We start from the raw sequence: 14,457 nt of genomic DNA, 5'->3' as shown, positions 1-14,457 counted from the left end.
GTGGCACGTCGGATGGCGCCGCGGCGGGGACGGGCGCGGCGGGTGGCGGTGCGTCAGATGCCGACGTAGTGGTCGGCGAACCAGTCCTGGGTGGTGCGCGAGGTGCGCAGCGACTCCAGCCGGGAGTTCCGCAGGGCGTCCTGGAACAACGTTTCGCCCCCGTTCTCCGGGGCCGCGTGCAGCAGCCGGATCATCCACTGGGAGAACTCCTGGGCCCGCCAGATGTGCGTCAGGCAGCGGGCGGAGTAGCTGTCCAGCGCGTCGGTGTCACCGCCGCGCAGCGCGCTGGTCAGCGCCTGGGCGAGGAGTTCGGCCTCCAGCACGGCGAGGTTGGCCCCCTTGGCGGCGGCGGGGCTGATCAGGCTGGCGGCGTCGCCGGCCAGCAGCAGCGAGCCGTGGCGCAGCGGCTCCAGCACGTCGGAGCCGAGCTCGATGACGGTGCGCTGGACGATCCGGCCGCGCTGCAGCGGCCCGTACGCCTCGGTGCGCATCCGCTGGGCCAGTTCGGCCCAGATCCGCTCCTCGCTCCAGGCCCCGGCGGGGGCGCCGGCCGGCCACTGCAGGTAGTAGCGGGTCACCTCGGGGGTGCGGGCCATGTGGCCGGCGAAGCCGCGCGGGTGCACGGCGTAGCCGACGGCGTCCAGGCTGGGCGGGGCTTCGGCGAGCAGGCCGAGCCAGGTGACGCCGTGGTCGCGCCGGTGGTGGCGGACGGCGCCGGGCGGCAGCGAGCGGCGGGCGGCGCCGTGCCGGCCGTCGCAGCCGGCCACGTAGCTGGCCCGCCAGGTGGCGGGGCTGCCGTCGGGCTGGCGGACGGTGACGGTGGGCCGGTCGCCGTCGGCCCCGTGCACGGCCAGCGCCTCGGTGGCGAACTCGATCCGGCCGCCGGTCTGCTGGTAGTACGCCAGCAGGTCGGCGACCAGTTGCTGCTGGGGGTAGACGGTGTGCCGCTCGCCGCGGCCGAGGCCGCCGTAGTCGAGCCGGAACCGGCCGCCCCCGGTGCGGAACTCGCAGCTGCCATGGGGCCGGCCGCGCCGCCGCAGGCCGTCGTCGAGTCCGTGCCGCGCCAGGATCCGCACGGTGTTCGCGGCGAGGTACCCGGCCCGCGCCCGGCCCGCCAGCTGGGTCCGGGCGGACCGCTCGAGGATGACGCAGTCCACCCCGGCGCCGCGTAACAGGTTGCCGAGCACCAGCCCGGCCGGGCCCGCGCCGAGGATCACCACCTCGGCGTACTCGCTCGCCACTCGCGTCTTCTGACTTTCTGTCATGTGGTGCGAGCTTAGCCACCAGAAGTCGATGGCTTGCTTCCGAACCGCCCGTATGGCCTACACCGGACGGACGAGGTGGCTGGAATCGGCTAGAACGCTTGCCCGAGTGCGTGGCCGAGCCAGGCGGCGCCCAGGCCGGCGAAGACGCTGCCGCCGATGTTGGCGAGCGCGAGCAGGCCCGCCCCGTCCTCGGTCAGCCGCAGCGTCTCGTAGGAGAAGGTCGAGTAGGTGGTGAGCGCCCCGCACAGGCCGGTGCCGAGCAGCAGCTGCACGTGCGGGGTGGCCGAGGCGCCGCTCAGCGTGCCGAGGACCAGGCAGCCGAAGACGTTGACGCTGAACGTGCCCCAGGGGAACCCGCTGGCGTGCCGGGACTGCACCGTGCGGTCCGTCAGGTAGCGCAGCGGGGCGCCGACCACGGCGCCGGCGATCACGAGCAGCCAGTTCACGCACGCCTCCGGCCGAAGAGCAGCCGGCGGGTCAGCCGGGCCGAGGTCCAGACCGCGAGCATCGCGCCGACCAGGGTGGCGGCGAGGTAGAGCAGGCCCGTGCCGGTGCGGCCGGCGTCCACCAGCCGCTGGATGTCCACGCAGTAGGTGGAGAAGGTGGTGAAGCCGCCCAGCACGCCGGTGCCGAAGAACGGCCGCAGCAGGGGGTGCGCGGGCACCCCCTCGGTGATCGCGACCAGGAAGGCGCCGATCACCGCGCACCCCACGACGTTGATCACCAGCGTGGTCCACGGGAAGGCGGTGTGCCCGGTCGGCCAGAGCAGCCCCAGTCCGTACCGGGCGCAGGCGCCGATCGCGCCGCCGACCGCGACCGCGCCGACGGCCGGGCCCTGCCCGCGCCACGGGTGCGGCGCCACGGGTGTGGCGGGCGGGCTCTGGGTCTCGGTCCCCGACATCTCGGCCTTCTCCTCCTCGCCGGGTCTCCCCGGCCTGCGGAGCCCCGAGCCTACCGGGCTGGGGCTGCCCCGAAGCCGGGCGCCCCCAGCGGGAATGGACCGGGGCCCTCCGCCGTTGTGGAGATCGCAAGCCTGGAAATGGAAACGATAACCATTCCATCCAGGGCCGCTTCCGAGACCCACGGGAGGACACCATGGCCCGCAGTGACCTGCGCCCCGTCACCACGCTCCGGTCCACGGCCGGCACCGGGTTCACCTATGTGACCCGCAAGAGCCGCCGCAACGACCCCGACCGCCTGGTGCTGCGCAAGTTCGACCCGGTCGCCGGCCGGCACGTCGAGTTCCGCGAGGAGCGCTGACCCCGCCCGCACCACACCCCCGCCACCCCTCGAAGCCCCTGGAGGAGCCCCGCATGAAGACCGCGATCCACCCCGCCTACCGCCCCGTCCTCTTCCGCGACCGGGTCGGCGGCCTGACCTTCCTCACCCTCCCCCAGCCTTCGGCCGGGGGTGCCCCCATCACCGCGACCGGCGACCGCACCGCCGAGTGGACCGACGGCCGCAGCTACCCGGTGGTCGATGTCGAGACCTCCTCGGCGAGCCACCCCTTCTACACCGGCAACGCCCGGGTGCTCGACACGGCCGGCCGGGTCGAGCTGTTCAACCGCCGCTACGGCCGCCGCGCCTGAGCCGCCCGCACGCCGGGGCGGCCCCACCCCGTCGGGTGGGGCCGCCCCGGCCGCTGCGAGCGGGGCGGGCGATGGGGTTTTGGTCAACCAAGGGTGCGTTTCCGGTCGGCGGCAACGGACTTCGGAGGTGTCGGCAAAGGGCGGGGTTGCCCGGACTGATGATCGATGATTTCCTCAACTCCCGTGACTTCAATGGCATCAGGGATCTCGTCCGCAACTGACGCTTCATCAGTTCGTAGACTATGGGAGCGCTCCTACGGGGCGGGGCCGACCGGCGGGTGGACCGGTCGGCCCCGTGGGAGGAGGACTGATCAGAAGTGTTAGTCGGGGCGAACGTTGAAGACGTCCGAGAAAGTGATGGGTCGTCAGACCCGTCCGCCGACCCGGCTGTGGTGGTTCCCGTGGTGGTGGACCAGGGGGACCGGTGCTTCTTCGACCACCCGCTCGACCACGTGCCGGGAATGGTGCTGGTGGCCGGCATGCTGGACCTGGTCCGGGCGCGGGAACCGGGGCGGGCGGACGCGGCGGACGGCCGGATCCGGATATCGCTGACCTTCGACCGGATGTGCGAGCTGAGCTCGCCGGTGTGGCTGCACTGTGAACCGGTCGCGGCCGGCGAGGGGCCCGCGTGGCAGCTGACCGCCGTCCAGGACGGCGTGACCGTCTGCCGGGCGACCGTGGGCCTCGGCGCTCCCGCCGGACCCGCGGGGTCGGCCGGATCCGTCCGGGCCGTGGCCTCCGGCGCCGCGCGGGGGGCCGAGGCGGCGGCGGACTCGACCCTGGTGCACCGGCAGCGGCCGGAGAACGTCCTGGTGAGCGGCCCGGTGCGGACCGACCGGGCAGCCGTGCTCGTGCCGCCGCCGGAACACCGGCTGGCGGGCGCGGGGGTGCACACCCCGGGCGCGCTGATCGAGTCGGCCCGTCAGCTGGCGACGATGCTGGGCCACACGGCCCACGGCCGCGACGAGGACGCGCAGATGCTCTGGGTCACGCTGGACGCGGACCTGCCGACCGGTCTGCCGGTGGCGGTGCCCCTGGAGCTGAGCTGGGAGTTCGCACCGGCGCGCGGCGCGCGTGCGGCGTACGGGTTCGCGGTGCTGGACGCGGAGAGCGGCGAGCGGCACGGACGGTGCGAGATCGGCGTCCACAGCCTCAGCCGCGCCGACTACCTGAAGCGGAGGGCGGCCAGGTGAGCACGGTGGAACCGGCGGCGGGCACCGGCTCGTCCTGGGCGGCGCGGGCACCACGGCTGCTGTTCGTCGTCGCGGTGCTCGCGACCGGCACCGGGCTGGTGATGCACCTGCGGCACGCCGAAGAGCCGGTGGACCTGGTCGCCGCCGTCCTGGCCGCCTGCTACCTGGGGTGGCTGGCGGTCGAGATCCCGGTGACCTTCCGGACCTCCGGCGCCGCGCCCCGCGAGTCGGCGACGCTGCTGCTCTACGCGGCGGCCCGGATCGCCACCGTGTCCGCGGCCGTGCTCGGCCCGCTGCCCTGGGACCGCTGGTCGCCGCTGCTGCTGGTCCCGGCGGCGCTGTTCGCCGGCGGGGTCGTGCTGCGCCAGGTCGCGATCCACACGCTGGGACGGTTCTACTCCCACCACGTCACGCGGCAGGCCGACCACCAGGTCATCACCTGGGGCGTCTACCGCTTCATCCGCCACCCCGCCTACGCGGGCATGCTGCTGGCGCACATCGGCTTCATCGCCTTCTTCCTCAACCCGCTGAGCCTGGCGCTGCTGATCGCGCTGGCCGCCGCGATCACCTTCCGGATCCGTACCGAGGAGCGCATGCTGGTGAACATCCCCGGCTACCCCGCCTACGCGGCCGGCCACGCCCGCCTCGTGCCGGGGCTGTGGTGAGCACCCCCGCCCGCCCGGCGCGGGTCACGGTGCCGCTGACCCCGGACGAACTGCTGACGACCACCCGCTCGGTGCGCCTGCGGCTGGACCTGACGCGTCCGGTGGACGTCGCGCTGGTGCGCGCGTGCCTGGAGATCGCGCTGCAGGCGCCCAACGGCGGCAACACGCAACGCTGGCACTGGCTGGTGGTGACCGACGAGGGGCGGCGCAAGCAGATCGCCGAGGTCTACCGGCGGGTCTTCGAGGTCCACTACCCGCCGTCCATCTCCGCGGCCGAGGCGGCCGGCGGCCGGGTGTCCGACCGGATGCTGGCCGGCAGCCGATACCTGGCGGAACACCTGCACGAGGTGCCGGTCCTGGTGATCCCGTGCCTGGAACTCGGCGGCCGGCCGCTGCCGACGGGCAATCAGGCGGGCGCGTGGGGGTCGCTGCTGCCGGCCGCCTGGAGCTACATGCTCGCCGCCCGCGCCCGCGGGCTCGGCACGGCGTGGACGGCCGTCCACCTGGACGCGGAGCAGGAGGTCGCCGACATCCTCGGACTGCCGCGCGACGTGCGCCAGGGGGCGCTGATCCCCACCGCGCACGTGCTGGGAGACGGCTTCGGACCGGCCCCGCGCCGGTCGGTGGACAGCGTGCTGCACCTGGACGGCTGGGGCGGCGGAGCACGGGGCGGCGGGTCGGATGACTGAGCTCGTGGTGACCGCGGCGACCGGCGGGGACGTGCTGGCGGACGCCGCGCGGGTCGGGCACAAGTTCGCCCGTCAGGAGGTGCTGCGCCGGGCCGGGTTCCGGGTGCCGGAGTTCTTCTGCCTGTCCGCCGCCGCCTTCGACGAGGCCTTGGAGGCGCTGCGCCCCGCGCTGCCGCCGCTGCCGGTGGACGGCGCCGGACGGGAGGCGGTGGAGGCCTGGTGCGCGGCGGCCCGGGCGGCGCTGACCGCCTCGAGCCTGCCCGCGGCGCTGGCGGAGCGGATCGGCAAGGAGTTCGCCGGGCTGGACGGGCCGGGCGGCCTGGTCGCGGTGCGCGCCTGCGTCGTCCCCGTGGCCGCGCCGGACACCCCTGCCGGGGACGGGCCGGCGGACGGGGCGGTCGGGGAGGACAGCGCCGTCGACCCGTTCGCGGGCATGAGCGACAGCTTCCTGTACGTCGACGAGGGCGGCCTGGCCGAGGCGGTGGTCCGCTGCTGGGCCTCGGCGTTCAATCCGCAGGCGGTGCGCTACCGCATCCTGCGCGGACTGGACCCGCTCCGCGCCCGGGTCGCGGTCGGCGTGCAGCGGATGGTGCTCGGCACCCGCTCGTTCGTGGCGTTCACCCGCGACCCCCGGGGCGGGTCGCCGCACCAGGTGGTCGCGGCCGCGTACGGCATAGGCGAGGGCGTCGTCCAGGAGCGGGCGGACATCGACCATTTCTTCCACGACCCGGCCACCGGCGAGGTGAGCGCGCGGACCGTGCACAAGCGGTGGTCGATGGGCCTGCCCGAAGGCGTGGCCGCCGGGCCGCCGGTCCTGTTGCCGGTGGCCGGGGAACTGGCCGACCTGCCGGTCCTCGACGACGGGCAGGTGCGCGCGATCGGGGAGTTGGCCGCCCGGGTGGAGGAGGTCTTCGGCGTCCCGCAGGACATCGAGGGCGCCCTCACCGCGGACGGGGCCGTCCACCTCCTGCAGGCCCGCCCGATGGTCCTCGCCCCGCCCGCGCCCACCGCCGGAGCCACCGGCGGTGTCACGGGCGGTGTGACAGGCGCGGACCCGGCGGGAGACGGTCCCGCCCGCGTCTACTGGGGCAACCACAACATCACCGAGAGCTTCCCCGGCGTCTCGGGCGCGCTCACCTTCTCCCAGTCCCGGGAGTTCTACCGCCGCTCCTTCACCGACCTCTACCGGCGGATGGGTGTGCCCGAGTCCTGGATCCGGGACAACGCCCACCGGCTCGGCCGGATGGTCGGCTACCTGGAGGGTCAGGTCTACTACCGGCTGGAGGACTGGCACGCCCTGCACGGACAGATGCCGATGTTCGAACTGGTGCGCCGCGGCTGGGAACAGGCCATGGGCATCACCGGCCCCGCCCGCGGTGAGCGCCGCTGGGCCGCTTCCGCGGTCGCCCGCTCCCTGCCCCGGCTGGCCTGGCGCAGCGTGCTGCACCCGTGGCAGGTGAGGAGCTTCCTGCGCTGGTGGGACCGGCAGCTGGCCGAGGCGGAGACCGTCGGCGACTCGCCGGAGGAGCTGATCGCCTTCCACCGGCGGCTGTGGGAGCGCTCGGGTGAACGCTGGGGCGTGACCCTGGTCAACGCGTTCATCGCCCTGGTCGTGCTCGGCTCGGGCAGCATCCTGCTGCGCCGCTGGACCGGCGAGGGCCCGCAGGTACTGGCCGGACTGACGGGCGGCGGGCGGGAGAACCGCTCCCTGCAAGCGGTCCGAGCGGCCGTGAGCCTGGCCGAACTCGTCGGCGCCGTTCCCGAGTTGCGCGCCGCTGTGCTCGAAGACCGGAGCGAACCGGAGCAGTTGTGGCAGCAGATGGTCTCCGGCCGGCACGGCGCGGCCGTCGCCGAGGCAGCCCTCGGTTACGTCGCCCGCTACGGCGACCGCGCGCTGCACGACCTCAAGTTGGAGGAGGTCACGCCCCGCCAGCGCCCGTGGACCGTGCTCGCGCTGATCCGCCCGCTGGTGCGCCAGGGAGCGACCGTGGCGGCCAGCCGCGCCGAGGAGCAGGCCGCCGCCCGGCGCGCCCGCGAGCGGCTGCGCGAGGTGTGCCCGAACCCGGCGAAGCGCGCCGTCCTGCTCGGCATCACCTCGCTGGGCCGGGACCTCGCCCGGATCCGCGAGGACACCCGGTTCTGCCGCACCCAGCTGTTCGGCCTGTCCCGGGACGTGATGTGGAAGCTGGGCGCGGAACTCGCCCGCGCCGGTGTGCTGGACGACGGGCTCGACGTGGCCGACCTGACCATCGAGGAGGTCATCGGGGCCTTCGACGGGACCGGGACGGTCACCGATCTGCGAGCGCTCGCCGCGCTGCGCCGCACCGAGCGCGAGCGGTGGGCGAAGAACCCGCAGCGTCCCGCCCTGCTGGGCACCCCTGCCGGTCTGCCGCTCGCCCGGTCCCTGCCCCGGGCGGTCGCGGTCGGCGCGGTCGGCGCGGTCGGCGCGGTCGGCGCCGTGAACGACGGCCTCCTGCGCGGCATCGGCTCCAGCGCCGGGGTGGTCCGCGGCCGGGCGAAGGTGGTGCTCGACCCGTCCACCGACCCCGACCTGGCCGTCGGGCGGATCCTCGTCGCCCGGGAGACCGACCCTGGCTGGCTGTACCTCATGATGTCCGCCACGGGCATGGTCGTCGAACGCGGCACCCTGCTGTCCCACACCGCGATCACCGGCCGCCTGCTCGGCGTTCCGACCGTGGTCGCCGTCCCGGGGGCCACCACCGCGATCCCCGACGGCGCGTGGATCGAGATCGACGGCACCGCCGGCACCGTGCGCCTGCTCCCGCCGTCCGAGCAGCCCGCGGAGCCCGCAGCCGCCGTCCACACCGAGAAGGGCGAGACGCCATGACCGACCCGGCCCGCTTCCCTTTCCCGCCCGCCGGTGACGTCCGGCCGCCGGACACCTACCAGGACGTGCTGAGCACCGGCACCCCGCACCCGGTGCGACTGTCCAGCGGGCAGCCCGCCCTGCTGGTCACCCGGCACGAGGACGTCACCGCCGTCCTGGGCGACGACCGGTTCAGCCGCACCGGCTACACCGAACTCGCCCGCCCGCTGTTCGCCCGCAAGACCGAGTCCGTCCTGCTGGCCACTGCCGACGCGCCCGACCACACCCGCCGCCGGCGCGCGATCCTCCCCGCGTTCACCGCGCGCCAGGTCCGCCTGCTGCGCCCGCGCCTGGAGGCCATCGCCGAGCACCTGCTCGACGAGCTGACCGCCGGCGCCGCCGCCGGCGAGGCCGACCTGGTCGGCGGTTTCACCGTGCCCTTCCCGATGCGGGTCATCTGCGAGGTGCTCGGCGTGCCGCTCGAGGGCAGCGCCCTGCTGCGAGCCGAGGTCGACATCCTCATGTCCACCTCCGGCCACACCCCGGAGGAGGTCGCCGCCAGCCAGGCCCGGATGGACGACTACTTCGCCGCCCTGGTCGCCGACAAGCGGCGCGCCGCCGAGGCCGGAGACCCGGCCGAGGACCTGCTCACCAGACTGGCGACCCGGCCCGACGACGACCCCGGCCAGCGCCTCTCCGACCGGGAGGTGGTGGCCCTCGGCTCGGGCATGCTGATGGCCGGCTACGAGACCACCGGCAACTCCTTCGGCATGTGCGTGCTGCTGCTCCTGCGGCACCCCGCCCTGGCCAGGACCCTGCGCGAGCATCCCGCGCGCACCCCGCTGGCGGTCGAGGAGATGCTGCGCTTCACCTCCCTCAACAACACCGGTGGCGCCCCCCACCTGGTGACGGAGGACACCGTGCTGGGCGGCTGCCCGGTGCCGGCCGGCCGGATCGTGGTGCCGCTCACCGACGCCGCCAACCGCGACCCGGCCGTCTTCGCCGACCCGGACGCCTTCGACCCCGACCGCCCGGACGTCGCCTCCCATCTCGCCTTCGGATACGGGCGCCACCTCTGCCTGGGCGCCGAACTCGCCCGCGCCGAGCTGCAGATCGGCCTCAATGCCCTGCTGCGCCGCTTCGATGCCCTCGAACTCGCCGTCCCTGAAGATGAGTTGGAATGGCGCCGGACGATGTTCATCAACGGTGTCTGGCGACTCCCGGTGCGCTGGAGCGCCGCCGGCCCGGCCGGCCCCGCCGCGAAGCCGCCGGTATGACCCACCATCCCGCCCTCCCGTCCACCCCCGCCCCCACCGACCCCGGTCCGTTCGCCACCCGCCTCGGCGCGTTCGTGCGCGGCAGCTTCCCGCTGCCGCTCTCGCTGGTGTTCGCCGCCGTCTGGGCGGTCGGCGCCACCGGCCTGTTCGCCGCGGCCGACGGGCGCATCGCACACTGGCGGCCCGGGTGGGGCACCGTGCCGGCCGCGGTGACCGTCCTGGTCGACCTGCTGCTCCTGCGGGCCGCCGACGACCTGCGCGACCTGCCCTACGACCGGCGCCACAACCCGGCCCGCCCGCTGGCCCGCGGCGCCGTGCTGCCACGCGACCTCTACGTCCTCGCCGCCGCCGGCGCCGCGCTGCTGCTGCTCCTCAACGCGGGCGACCGGGCCGCCCTCCTCCTGCTCGCCGCGCAACTCGCCTACACCACCCTGCTGGTGGGCGCCGAGCTGCGCTTCGGGTGGCCCCGCGGCGACGCGGTGGCCACCGGCGTCCTGTTGAGCTCCCCGGTGCAGATCCTGCTCAACCTCTACCTGTACGCGGTCTTCCTGCACGACACCGGTCTGGACACCGGTTCCCTCTGGCGGGCGGCCCGGCACGTGGTCCCGCTGCTCCTGGTGATCATGTTCGCGGCCACCCACCACGAGCTCGCCCGCAAGATCGTGCGCGAGCCGGGCCCGCACGAGCGCAGCTACGTACGGGTCTTCGGCCTGCGCGCGACCGTCGTGCTCGCGCTGGTCTTCGCCGCCGCCTCCGCCGGGGTGTCGCTGGCGGTGCTGCGTCCCTGGGCAGGCGGGGCAGCGGGGTGGTGGGGCTGGCTGGCACTGCCGCCGGCCGTCCTCGCGGCCCTCGCCGCCCGGAGCTTCACCCGTGCCGGGGCGGCGCGCTGGCCCGTCGCGGCGGTGGCCGGCTATCTGCCGGCCGTCTTCGTCTGCCATCTGCTGATCGGACTGGGGAGCACCTCATGAAGACGGAGCACCTGTACATCGCCGGCCTGGCCGCCCACGTGCCCCGGCTGTGGCCGATCGCCGAGGCGGTCGCCGCCGGGCGGCCCGGCGCGGAGCAGGCCCGGGACGACGGCTGGACCAGCGTGTCGGTGGCCGACGACACCCCGGCGCCGGAACTGGCCGCCGAGGCCGCGCGGCTCGCCCTCAAGCGCTCCGGCCTGACGGCCGGGGAGGTCTGCCTGGTGATGCACACGGGCATCTACCACCAGGGCCCGGACGGCTGGTTCTCCGCGAACTACGTGCAGGACCAGGTCCTCGGCACGACGGCGCCCGCGATCGGCCTGAACCAGGGCTGCACGGCGATGCTGGACGGCGCCCGCCTGGCGCACGGCTACCTGGCCCACGCGCCGCAGGGGTCCGCCGTCCTCGTCTCGGCGGCGGACAACTTCGGCGTCACGGCGGCGGACGGCGCCGGCGTCCCGGCGGCGGGCGGCTCCGGCGCGCCGACGACCGACCGGTTCACCTACGCGCACGGCTGGAGCACCGGGCGCGGATCGATCCTCGGCGACGCCGGCTGCGCCGTCCTGCTGTCCGCCACCGCCGGTCCGCTGCGGATCCGCTCGCTCGCCCATTCCTCGCTCTCCTCCTGGGAACGGCTGTACCGGGGGACGGAGCGGATGTTCCCGCCGGGCCCCGCGGTCGGCACCTCGATCCCGCTGGGCCTGCGGATGAGCGCCTACGCGGACCAGGTGACCGACCGGGACCTGCGCACGGCGATGGCCCGCGAACTCATGGAGGCCCGCACCGCCGTCGCCGGGCAGGCGATCGACGAGGCGGGCCTCACCCCCGCCGACATCACCCGGGTCACCCACGTCTTCAGCGGCGACCCGCGGTACATCCAGGGCCTGCTGCGCCCGCTGGGCATCGCCCCCGAACGCGGCATGCTCGACCTCGGCCGCGCCCTCGGCCACCTGGGCTCCTGCGACCAGTTCCTCTCCCTGGCCCACCTGGTGGAGACCGGCGCCGTCGGGCCGGGCGACCACGTCCTGCTGATGAGCAACGGCGGCAGCCACTCCGTCGCCGCCGCGGTCGTCGAGATCCTGGAGCGTCCCGGCTGGTGACGCTCCCCGCTCCGCCCCGCGTCCGTCGCGGGTCGGAGCGGGTCGGAGCGGGTCGGAGCGGGTCTGGCCGGGCCGCCCCGGCCCGGGCTCACCAGCGCTCGTGCACCTGCGCCCGGATCCGCCGGTCGTACAGCTCCCGCACGGCCGCCAGGGTCGCCTCCGGCAGCGGCGGCAGCCCGGCGGCGGCCGCGTTGGCCCGCGCCTGCTCGGGGTTGCGCGCGCCGGGGATCACCGAGGTCACCCCGGGCTGCTGCACCACCCAGCGCAGCGCCGCCTGCGCCGGGGTGGCGCCCGCCGGGGCGAGCGCGCTGAACTCGGCGGCCGCCTCGACCCCGGTCCGGTAGTCCACGCCGGAGAAGGTCTCGCCCTGGTCGAAGGCCTCGCCGTTCCGGTTGTAGCTGCGGTGGTCGTCGGCGCCGAACACGGTCTCCCGGGTGTAGCGCCCGGCCAGCAGCCCGGAGGCCAGCGGCACCCGGGCCAGGATGCCCACCCCGGCCGCGGCGGCTGCCGGGAGGACGCGCTCCAGCGGCTTCAGCCGGAAGGCGTTGAGGATGATCTGCACGCTGGCCACCCCCGGCCGGGCGATCGCCGTCAGCGCCTCGGCACAGGTCTCCACGCTGACCCCGTAGGCGGCGATCCGCTCCTCGGCGACCAGGGTGTCCAGCGCGTCGAACACCTCGTCCGAGGAGAAGACCGGCGTCGGCGGACAGTGCAGCTGCACCAGGTCGAGCCGGTCCACGCCCAGGTTGGCGCGCGAGCGGTCGGCCCAGGCGCGGAAGTTGGCGAGGTTGTAGTGCTCGGGGCGCTGCTCGGCCCGGCGGCCGAACTTGGTCGCCACGAACACCTCGGCGTCGGGCCGGGCCTTGCGGAAGCGCCCGATCAGTTGCTCGCTGCGCCCGTCGCCGTAGACGTCGGCGGTGTCGAAGAGCGTGACGCCGGCCTCGACCGAGGCCTCCAGCACCGCCAGTGCCTCCTCCTCCCCGACCTCGCCCCAGTCGGCACCGAGCTGCCAGGTGCCGAGGCCGACGACGGAGACCTGACGGTGGGTTCGTCCCAGTTCGCGCTGTTCCATGTTCCGACCCTCTCACACCTGCCGCACCGTCAGCGAGGGGCTCCGCCGGCCCGCCCGCTCAGCCCAGCCGCAGCACCAGCAGCACGCCCTCGCCGCCGCCGAAGGTGATGCCCTGGAAGGACCGGCCGCGCCCGTGCTCGGTGAAGCCCAGCGCACGGTGCAGGTCCAGCGAGGCCGGGTTGCGCGCCGAGACGAAGCACCACACCTCGGGCACCGCCAGCTCCCGCATCCGCGCCAACCGCCAGTCGGTGAGCGCGCCGCCGATGCCGCGCCGCCGCCAGTCGGGCGCGACGGTCACGCCGCTGAGGTACCAGCCCGCCGGCGCGCCGTCCCCGGGGTGCTCGGTCAGCAGCGTGACGCCCGCGTAGCCGACCAGCTCGCCGCCGCTGCGGGCCACCACCACCAGCTCGTCCGGTCCGGCGGGCACCCGGCGGGCCAGCCGCTCGGCCCAGTACCCGGCCGTGCCGCCGCGCTCGGCCACCTTCAGCGCGGCCAGCTCCGGCAGGTCGCCCGCCACCGCCTCCGCCAGCGTGATCGCGACCGGCGCCGGACGGTCCGCCGGCGCCGGCTGGTACTCCGCGAACGGCCCGACCGCGTCCACCATGCCCACTCCCCCGGTTCGTTGGTCCACGCCCAGCCTAACCAGTGATTCCCGGAAGGGAATTGTTCGCGCGCAGCCGGTTCCGCAGGATGGCGGCCATGGAGATCACCGAGTCCACCGCCGCCCCCTTCGCCCAGCAGCTCGCCGACCGCTACGCCGCCGTCTGGAACGAGCCCGACCCCGAGCGCCGCCGCACCGAGGTCGCCCGGCTCTGGTGCCCCGACGCGGTCCACCTGCTGCACCCGCCGCAGGAGGTCCGGGAGCCGGCGGCCGCGATCGGCTTCACCGACCAGGCGCTGCGGGCACACGGGCACGCAGCCCTGGAGGTCCGGGTCGCCCGGACCTACGAGCACCTGGTCGCCCCCGGCACGATGCTCTTCCGCGCCCGGCCCGGGGCGCTGCGAGTGGGTGACGCGGTGACCTTCCAGTGGGAGGCGCTGCAGCCCGGGACCGGCCAGGTGATCGGCGGCGGGGTGGAGTTCGTGCTGATCGCCCCGGACGGGCGCATCGCCCGCGATTATCAGTTCATCCCCGCCTGACCCGGAGTCACTTCACTCCTGAGAGTGAATCAGCTCCACCTGTTGCGCCGTTCAGCCGAACCTCGAAGTAGTGCGAGGACGAACCAGTTGTCCTCGTCGCACAGGAGGGAACTGACATGATGCGTCGCCACACCACGATCGGGGCGGGCCTGCTGGCCATCGCGCTGGCCGGCGGGGTCGGGCTGGCCGTCCAGGCGAACGCCTCGGCGGGGCAGCCCGCCCAGGCGTCGGAGGCGGCCCGCGGCATCCCCGGCTACCAGCTGGTGAGCCTCGGCAACGCCAACGTCCCCGACTTCCAGCGCCGGACGGTCCACTGCCCGGCCGGCAAGAAGGCCATCGGCGGCGGCGGCGAGGCCCGCGGCAACGAGGCCATCCTGGTCGGCAGCTTCCCGACCGACGACGGCGACGGCTGGGTCGCGCTCGGCCGCCAGCCCGGCTACAGCACGGTCGGCATCAGCGTCTTCGCGATCTGCGCGGACGCCTGACCCGCCCCCACCCCCTGAGCGCCGAGCCCTGACCCGCGCCCCGCCTGGCCCCGCAGGCGGGGCGCGGCGCGTCCGGCAGTTTTATACCTAGCTGTACTGACCACGGAGGTTGGTGACAGGGCTCACGGCCAGGTGATCTTGAAATGAGTGAGGGCCTTCTGGCCAGGTGTGGATTGCGACATCTGCA

Annotated in this window: 16 protein-coding genes; 11 read left to right on the top strand and 5 right to left on the bottom strand. The window is 74.8% G+C overall.

What is annotated here, in order from left to right:
* Window positions 1–53: 53 nt before the first annotated feature.
* The 3 genes from ACFYNO_RS36695 to crcB (ACFYNO_RS36685) all read right to left on the bottom strand — a co-directional run bounded on the left by ACFYNO_RS36695 (window position 54) and on the right by crcB (ACFYNO_RS36685) (window position 2,166).
* On the bottom strand, window positions 54–1,265 hold the full coding sequence (locus tag ACFYNO_RS36695) for a 4-hydroxybenzoate 3-monooxygenase (RefSeq protein ID WP_388022017.1): 1,212 nt from the start codon (window positions 1,263–1,265) through the stop codon (window positions 54–56).
* A gap of 89 nt (window positions 1,266–1,354) precedes the next feature.
* Window positions 1,355–1,711: a fluoride efflux transporter CrcB gene (gene crcB / locus ACFYNO_RS36690; RefSeq protein WP_388022015.1), complete on the bottom strand. Its 357-nt coding sequence runs from the start codon at window positions 1,709–1,711 to the stop codon at window positions 1,355–1,357.
* Window positions 1,708–2,166, bottom strand: a complete 459-nt coding sequence (gene crcB / locus ACFYNO_RS36685; protein ID WP_388022014.1) for a fluoride efflux transporter CrcB — start codon at window positions 2,164–2,166, stop codon at window positions 1,708–1,710. Before crcB (ACFYNO_RS36685) ends, crcB (ACFYNO_RS36690) begins: the two co-directional genes overlap by 4 nt.
* Before the next feature lie 194 nt (window positions 2,167–2,360).
* Here crcB (ACFYNO_RS36685) and rpmG point away from each other — a divergent pair, with 194 nt between their 5' ends.
* The 9 genes from rpmG to ACFYNO_RS36640 all read left to right on the top strand — a co-directional run bounded on the left by rpmG (window position 2,361) and on the right by ACFYNO_RS36640 (window position 11,573).
* A complete protein-coding gene (gene rpmG, locus ACFYNO_RS36680) occupies window positions 2,361–2,525 on the top strand; it encodes a 50S ribosomal protein L33 (protein ID WP_388022013.1) in 165 nt (54 codons plus the stop codon).
* 53 nt (window positions 2,526–2,578) lie between these two features.
* Entirely contained in the window at window positions 2,579–2,854 is a 276-nt protein-coding gene (locus tag ACFYNO_RS36675; RefSeq protein WP_388022011.1) for a type B 50S ribosomal protein L31, read from the top strand.
* A 401-nt stretch (window positions 2,855–3,255) separates the two neighbouring features.
* A complete protein-coding gene (locus ACFYNO_RS36670) occupies window positions 3,256–4,047 on the top strand; it encodes an AfsA-related hotdog domain-containing protein (RefSeq protein WP_388022009.1) in 792 nt (263 codons plus the stop codon).
* Window positions 4,044–4,712 (top strand): methyltransferase family protein, encoded by a 669-nt coding sequence (locus tag ACFYNO_RS36665; RefSeq protein ID WP_388022007.1) that lies wholly within the window; start codon window positions 4,044–4,046, stop codon window positions 4,710–4,712. The genes ACFYNO_RS36670 and ACFYNO_RS36665 overlap by 4 nt, the downstream gene beginning before the upstream one ends.
* On the top strand, window positions 4,709–5,401 hold the full coding sequence (locus ACFYNO_RS36660) for a nitroreductase family protein (RefSeq protein ID WP_388022005.1): 693 nt from the start codon (window positions 4,709–4,711) through the stop codon (window positions 5,399–5,401). The genes ACFYNO_RS36665 and ACFYNO_RS36660 overlap by 4 nt, the downstream gene beginning before the upstream one ends.
* Window positions 5,394–8,249: a PEP/pyruvate-binding domain-containing protein gene (locus ACFYNO_RS36655; RefSeq protein WP_388022003.1), complete on the top strand. Its 2,856-nt coding sequence runs from the start codon at window positions 5,394–5,396 to the stop codon at window positions 8,247–8,249. The genes ACFYNO_RS36660 and ACFYNO_RS36655 overlap by 8 nt, the downstream gene beginning before the upstream one ends.
* Window positions 8,246–9,505 carry a cytochrome P450 gene (locus ACFYNO_RS36650; protein ID WP_388022001.1) on the top strand — a complete coding sequence of 420 codons (1,260 nt, stop codon included), beginning with the start codon at window positions 8,246–8,248 and terminating at the stop codon, window positions 9,503–9,505. Before ACFYNO_RS36655 ends, ACFYNO_RS36650 begins: the two co-directional genes overlap by 4 nt.
* Window positions 9,502–10,473: a hypothetical protein gene (locus ACFYNO_RS36645; RefSeq protein ID WP_388021999.1), complete on the top strand. Its 972-nt coding sequence runs from the start codon at window positions 9,502–9,504 to the stop codon at window positions 10,471–10,473. Before ACFYNO_RS36650 ends, ACFYNO_RS36645 begins: the two co-directional genes overlap by 4 nt.
* A complete protein-coding gene (locus ACFYNO_RS36640; protein WP_388021997.1) occupies window positions 10,470–11,573 on the top strand; it encodes a 3-oxoacyl-[acyl-carrier-protein] synthase III C-terminal domain-containing protein in 1,104 nt (367 codons plus the stop codon). The genes ACFYNO_RS36645 and ACFYNO_RS36640 overlap by 4 nt, the downstream gene beginning before the upstream one ends.
* 88 nt (window positions 11,574–11,661) lie before the next feature.
* On the opposite strand, the gene ACFYNO_RS36635 is transcribed toward ACFYNO_RS36640, so the two are convergent.
* Together ACFYNO_RS36635 and ACFYNO_RS36630 are read right to left on the bottom strand one after the other, a co-directional pair.
* The gene (locus ACFYNO_RS36635) at window positions 11,662–12,645 is read right to left on the bottom strand and encodes an aldo/keto reductase (protein WP_388021995.1); all 984 of its coding nucleotides are present in this window, start codon (window positions 12,643–12,645) and stop codon (window positions 11,662–11,664) included.
* 58 nt (window positions 12,646–12,703) lie between these two features.
* The gene (locus ACFYNO_RS36630) at window positions 12,704–13,249 is read right to left on the bottom strand and encodes a GNAT family N-acetyltransferase (RefSeq protein WP_388021993.1); all 546 of its coding nucleotides are present in this window, start codon (window positions 13,247–13,249) and stop codon (window positions 12,704–12,706) included.
* A 95-nt stretch (window positions 13,250–13,344) separates the two neighbouring features.
* Between ACFYNO_RS36630 and ACFYNO_RS36625 the strand changes: the two genes are divergently transcribed.
* On the top strand, window positions 13,345–13,785 hold the full coding sequence (locus ACFYNO_RS36625; RefSeq protein ID WP_388021991.1) for a hypothetical protein: 441 nt from the start codon (window positions 13,345–13,347) through the stop codon (window positions 13,783–13,785).
* A 116-nt stretch (window positions 13,786–13,901) separates the two neighbouring features.
* Entirely contained in the window at window positions 13,902–14,270 is a 369-nt protein-coding gene (locus ACFYNO_RS36620) for a hypothetical protein (RefSeq protein ID WP_388021990.1), read from the top strand.
* The last annotated feature ends 187 nt before the right edge of the window (window positions 14,271–14,457 follow it).

Source organism: Kitasatospora sp. NPDC006697 (assembly GCF_042869935.1).
In the GTDB taxonomy this organism is placed as follows: Bacteria; Actinomycetota; Actinomycetes; order Streptomycetales; family Streptomycetaceae; genus Kitasatospora.
The sequence above is the reverse complement of the archived record's forward strand: the minus strand, read 5'-3'. Positions and strand labels throughout refer to the sequence as shown.

What these genes read in the sequence shown, in the direction of transcription:
- ACFYNO_RS36695 (WP_388022017.1), bottom strand. Translation starts at nt 1,265, where the DNA reads ATGACAGAAAGTCAGAAGACGCGAGTGGCGAGCGAGTACGCCGAGGTG.
- crcB (WP_388022014.1), bottom strand. Translation starts at nt 2,166, where the DNA reads ATGTCGGGGACCGAGACCCAGAGCCCGCCCGCCACACCCGTGGCGCCG.
- rpmG (WP_388022013.1), top strand. Translation starts at nt 2,361, where the DNA reads ATGGCCCGCAGTGACCTGCGCCCCGTCACCACGCTCCGGTCCACGGCC.
- ACFYNO_RS36675 (WP_388022011.1), top strand. Translation starts at nt 2,579, where the DNA reads ATGAAGACCGCGATCCACCCCGCCTACCGCCCCGTCCTCTTCCGCGAC.
- ACFYNO_RS36655 (WP_388022003.1), top strand. Translation starts at nt 5,394, where the DNA reads ATGACTGAGCTCGTGGTGACCGCGGCGACCGGCGGGGACGTGCTGGCG.
- ACFYNO_RS36650 (WP_388022001.1), top strand. Translation starts at nt 8,246, where the DNA reads ATGACCGACCCGGCCCGCTTCCCTTTCCCGCCCGCCGGTGACGTCCGG.
- ACFYNO_RS36645 (WP_388021999.1), top strand. Translation starts at nt 9,502, where the DNA reads ATGACCCACCATCCCGCCCTCCCGTCCACCCCCGCCCCCACCGACCCC.
- ACFYNO_RS36640 (WP_388021997.1), top strand. Translation starts at nt 10,470, where the DNA reads ATGAAGACGGAGCACCTGTACATCGCCGGCCTGGCCGCCCACGTGCCC.
- ACFYNO_RS36635 (WP_388021995.1), bottom strand. Translation starts at nt 12,645, where the DNA reads ATGGAACAGCGCGAACTGGGACGAACCCACCGTCAGGTCTCCGTCGTC.
- ACFYNO_RS36630 (WP_388021993.1), bottom strand. Translation starts at nt 13,249, where the DNA reads ATGGTGGACGCGGTCGGGCCGTTCGCGGAGTACCAGCCGGCGCCGGCG.
- ACFYNO_RS36625 (WP_388021991.1), top strand. Translation starts at nt 13,345, where the DNA reads ATGGAGATCACCGAGTCCACCGCCGCCCCCTTCGCCCAGCAGCTCGCC.
- ACFYNO_RS36620 (WP_388021990.1), top strand. Translation starts at nt 13,902, where the DNA reads ATGATGCGTCGCCACACCACGATCGGGGCGGGCCTGCTGGCCATCGCG.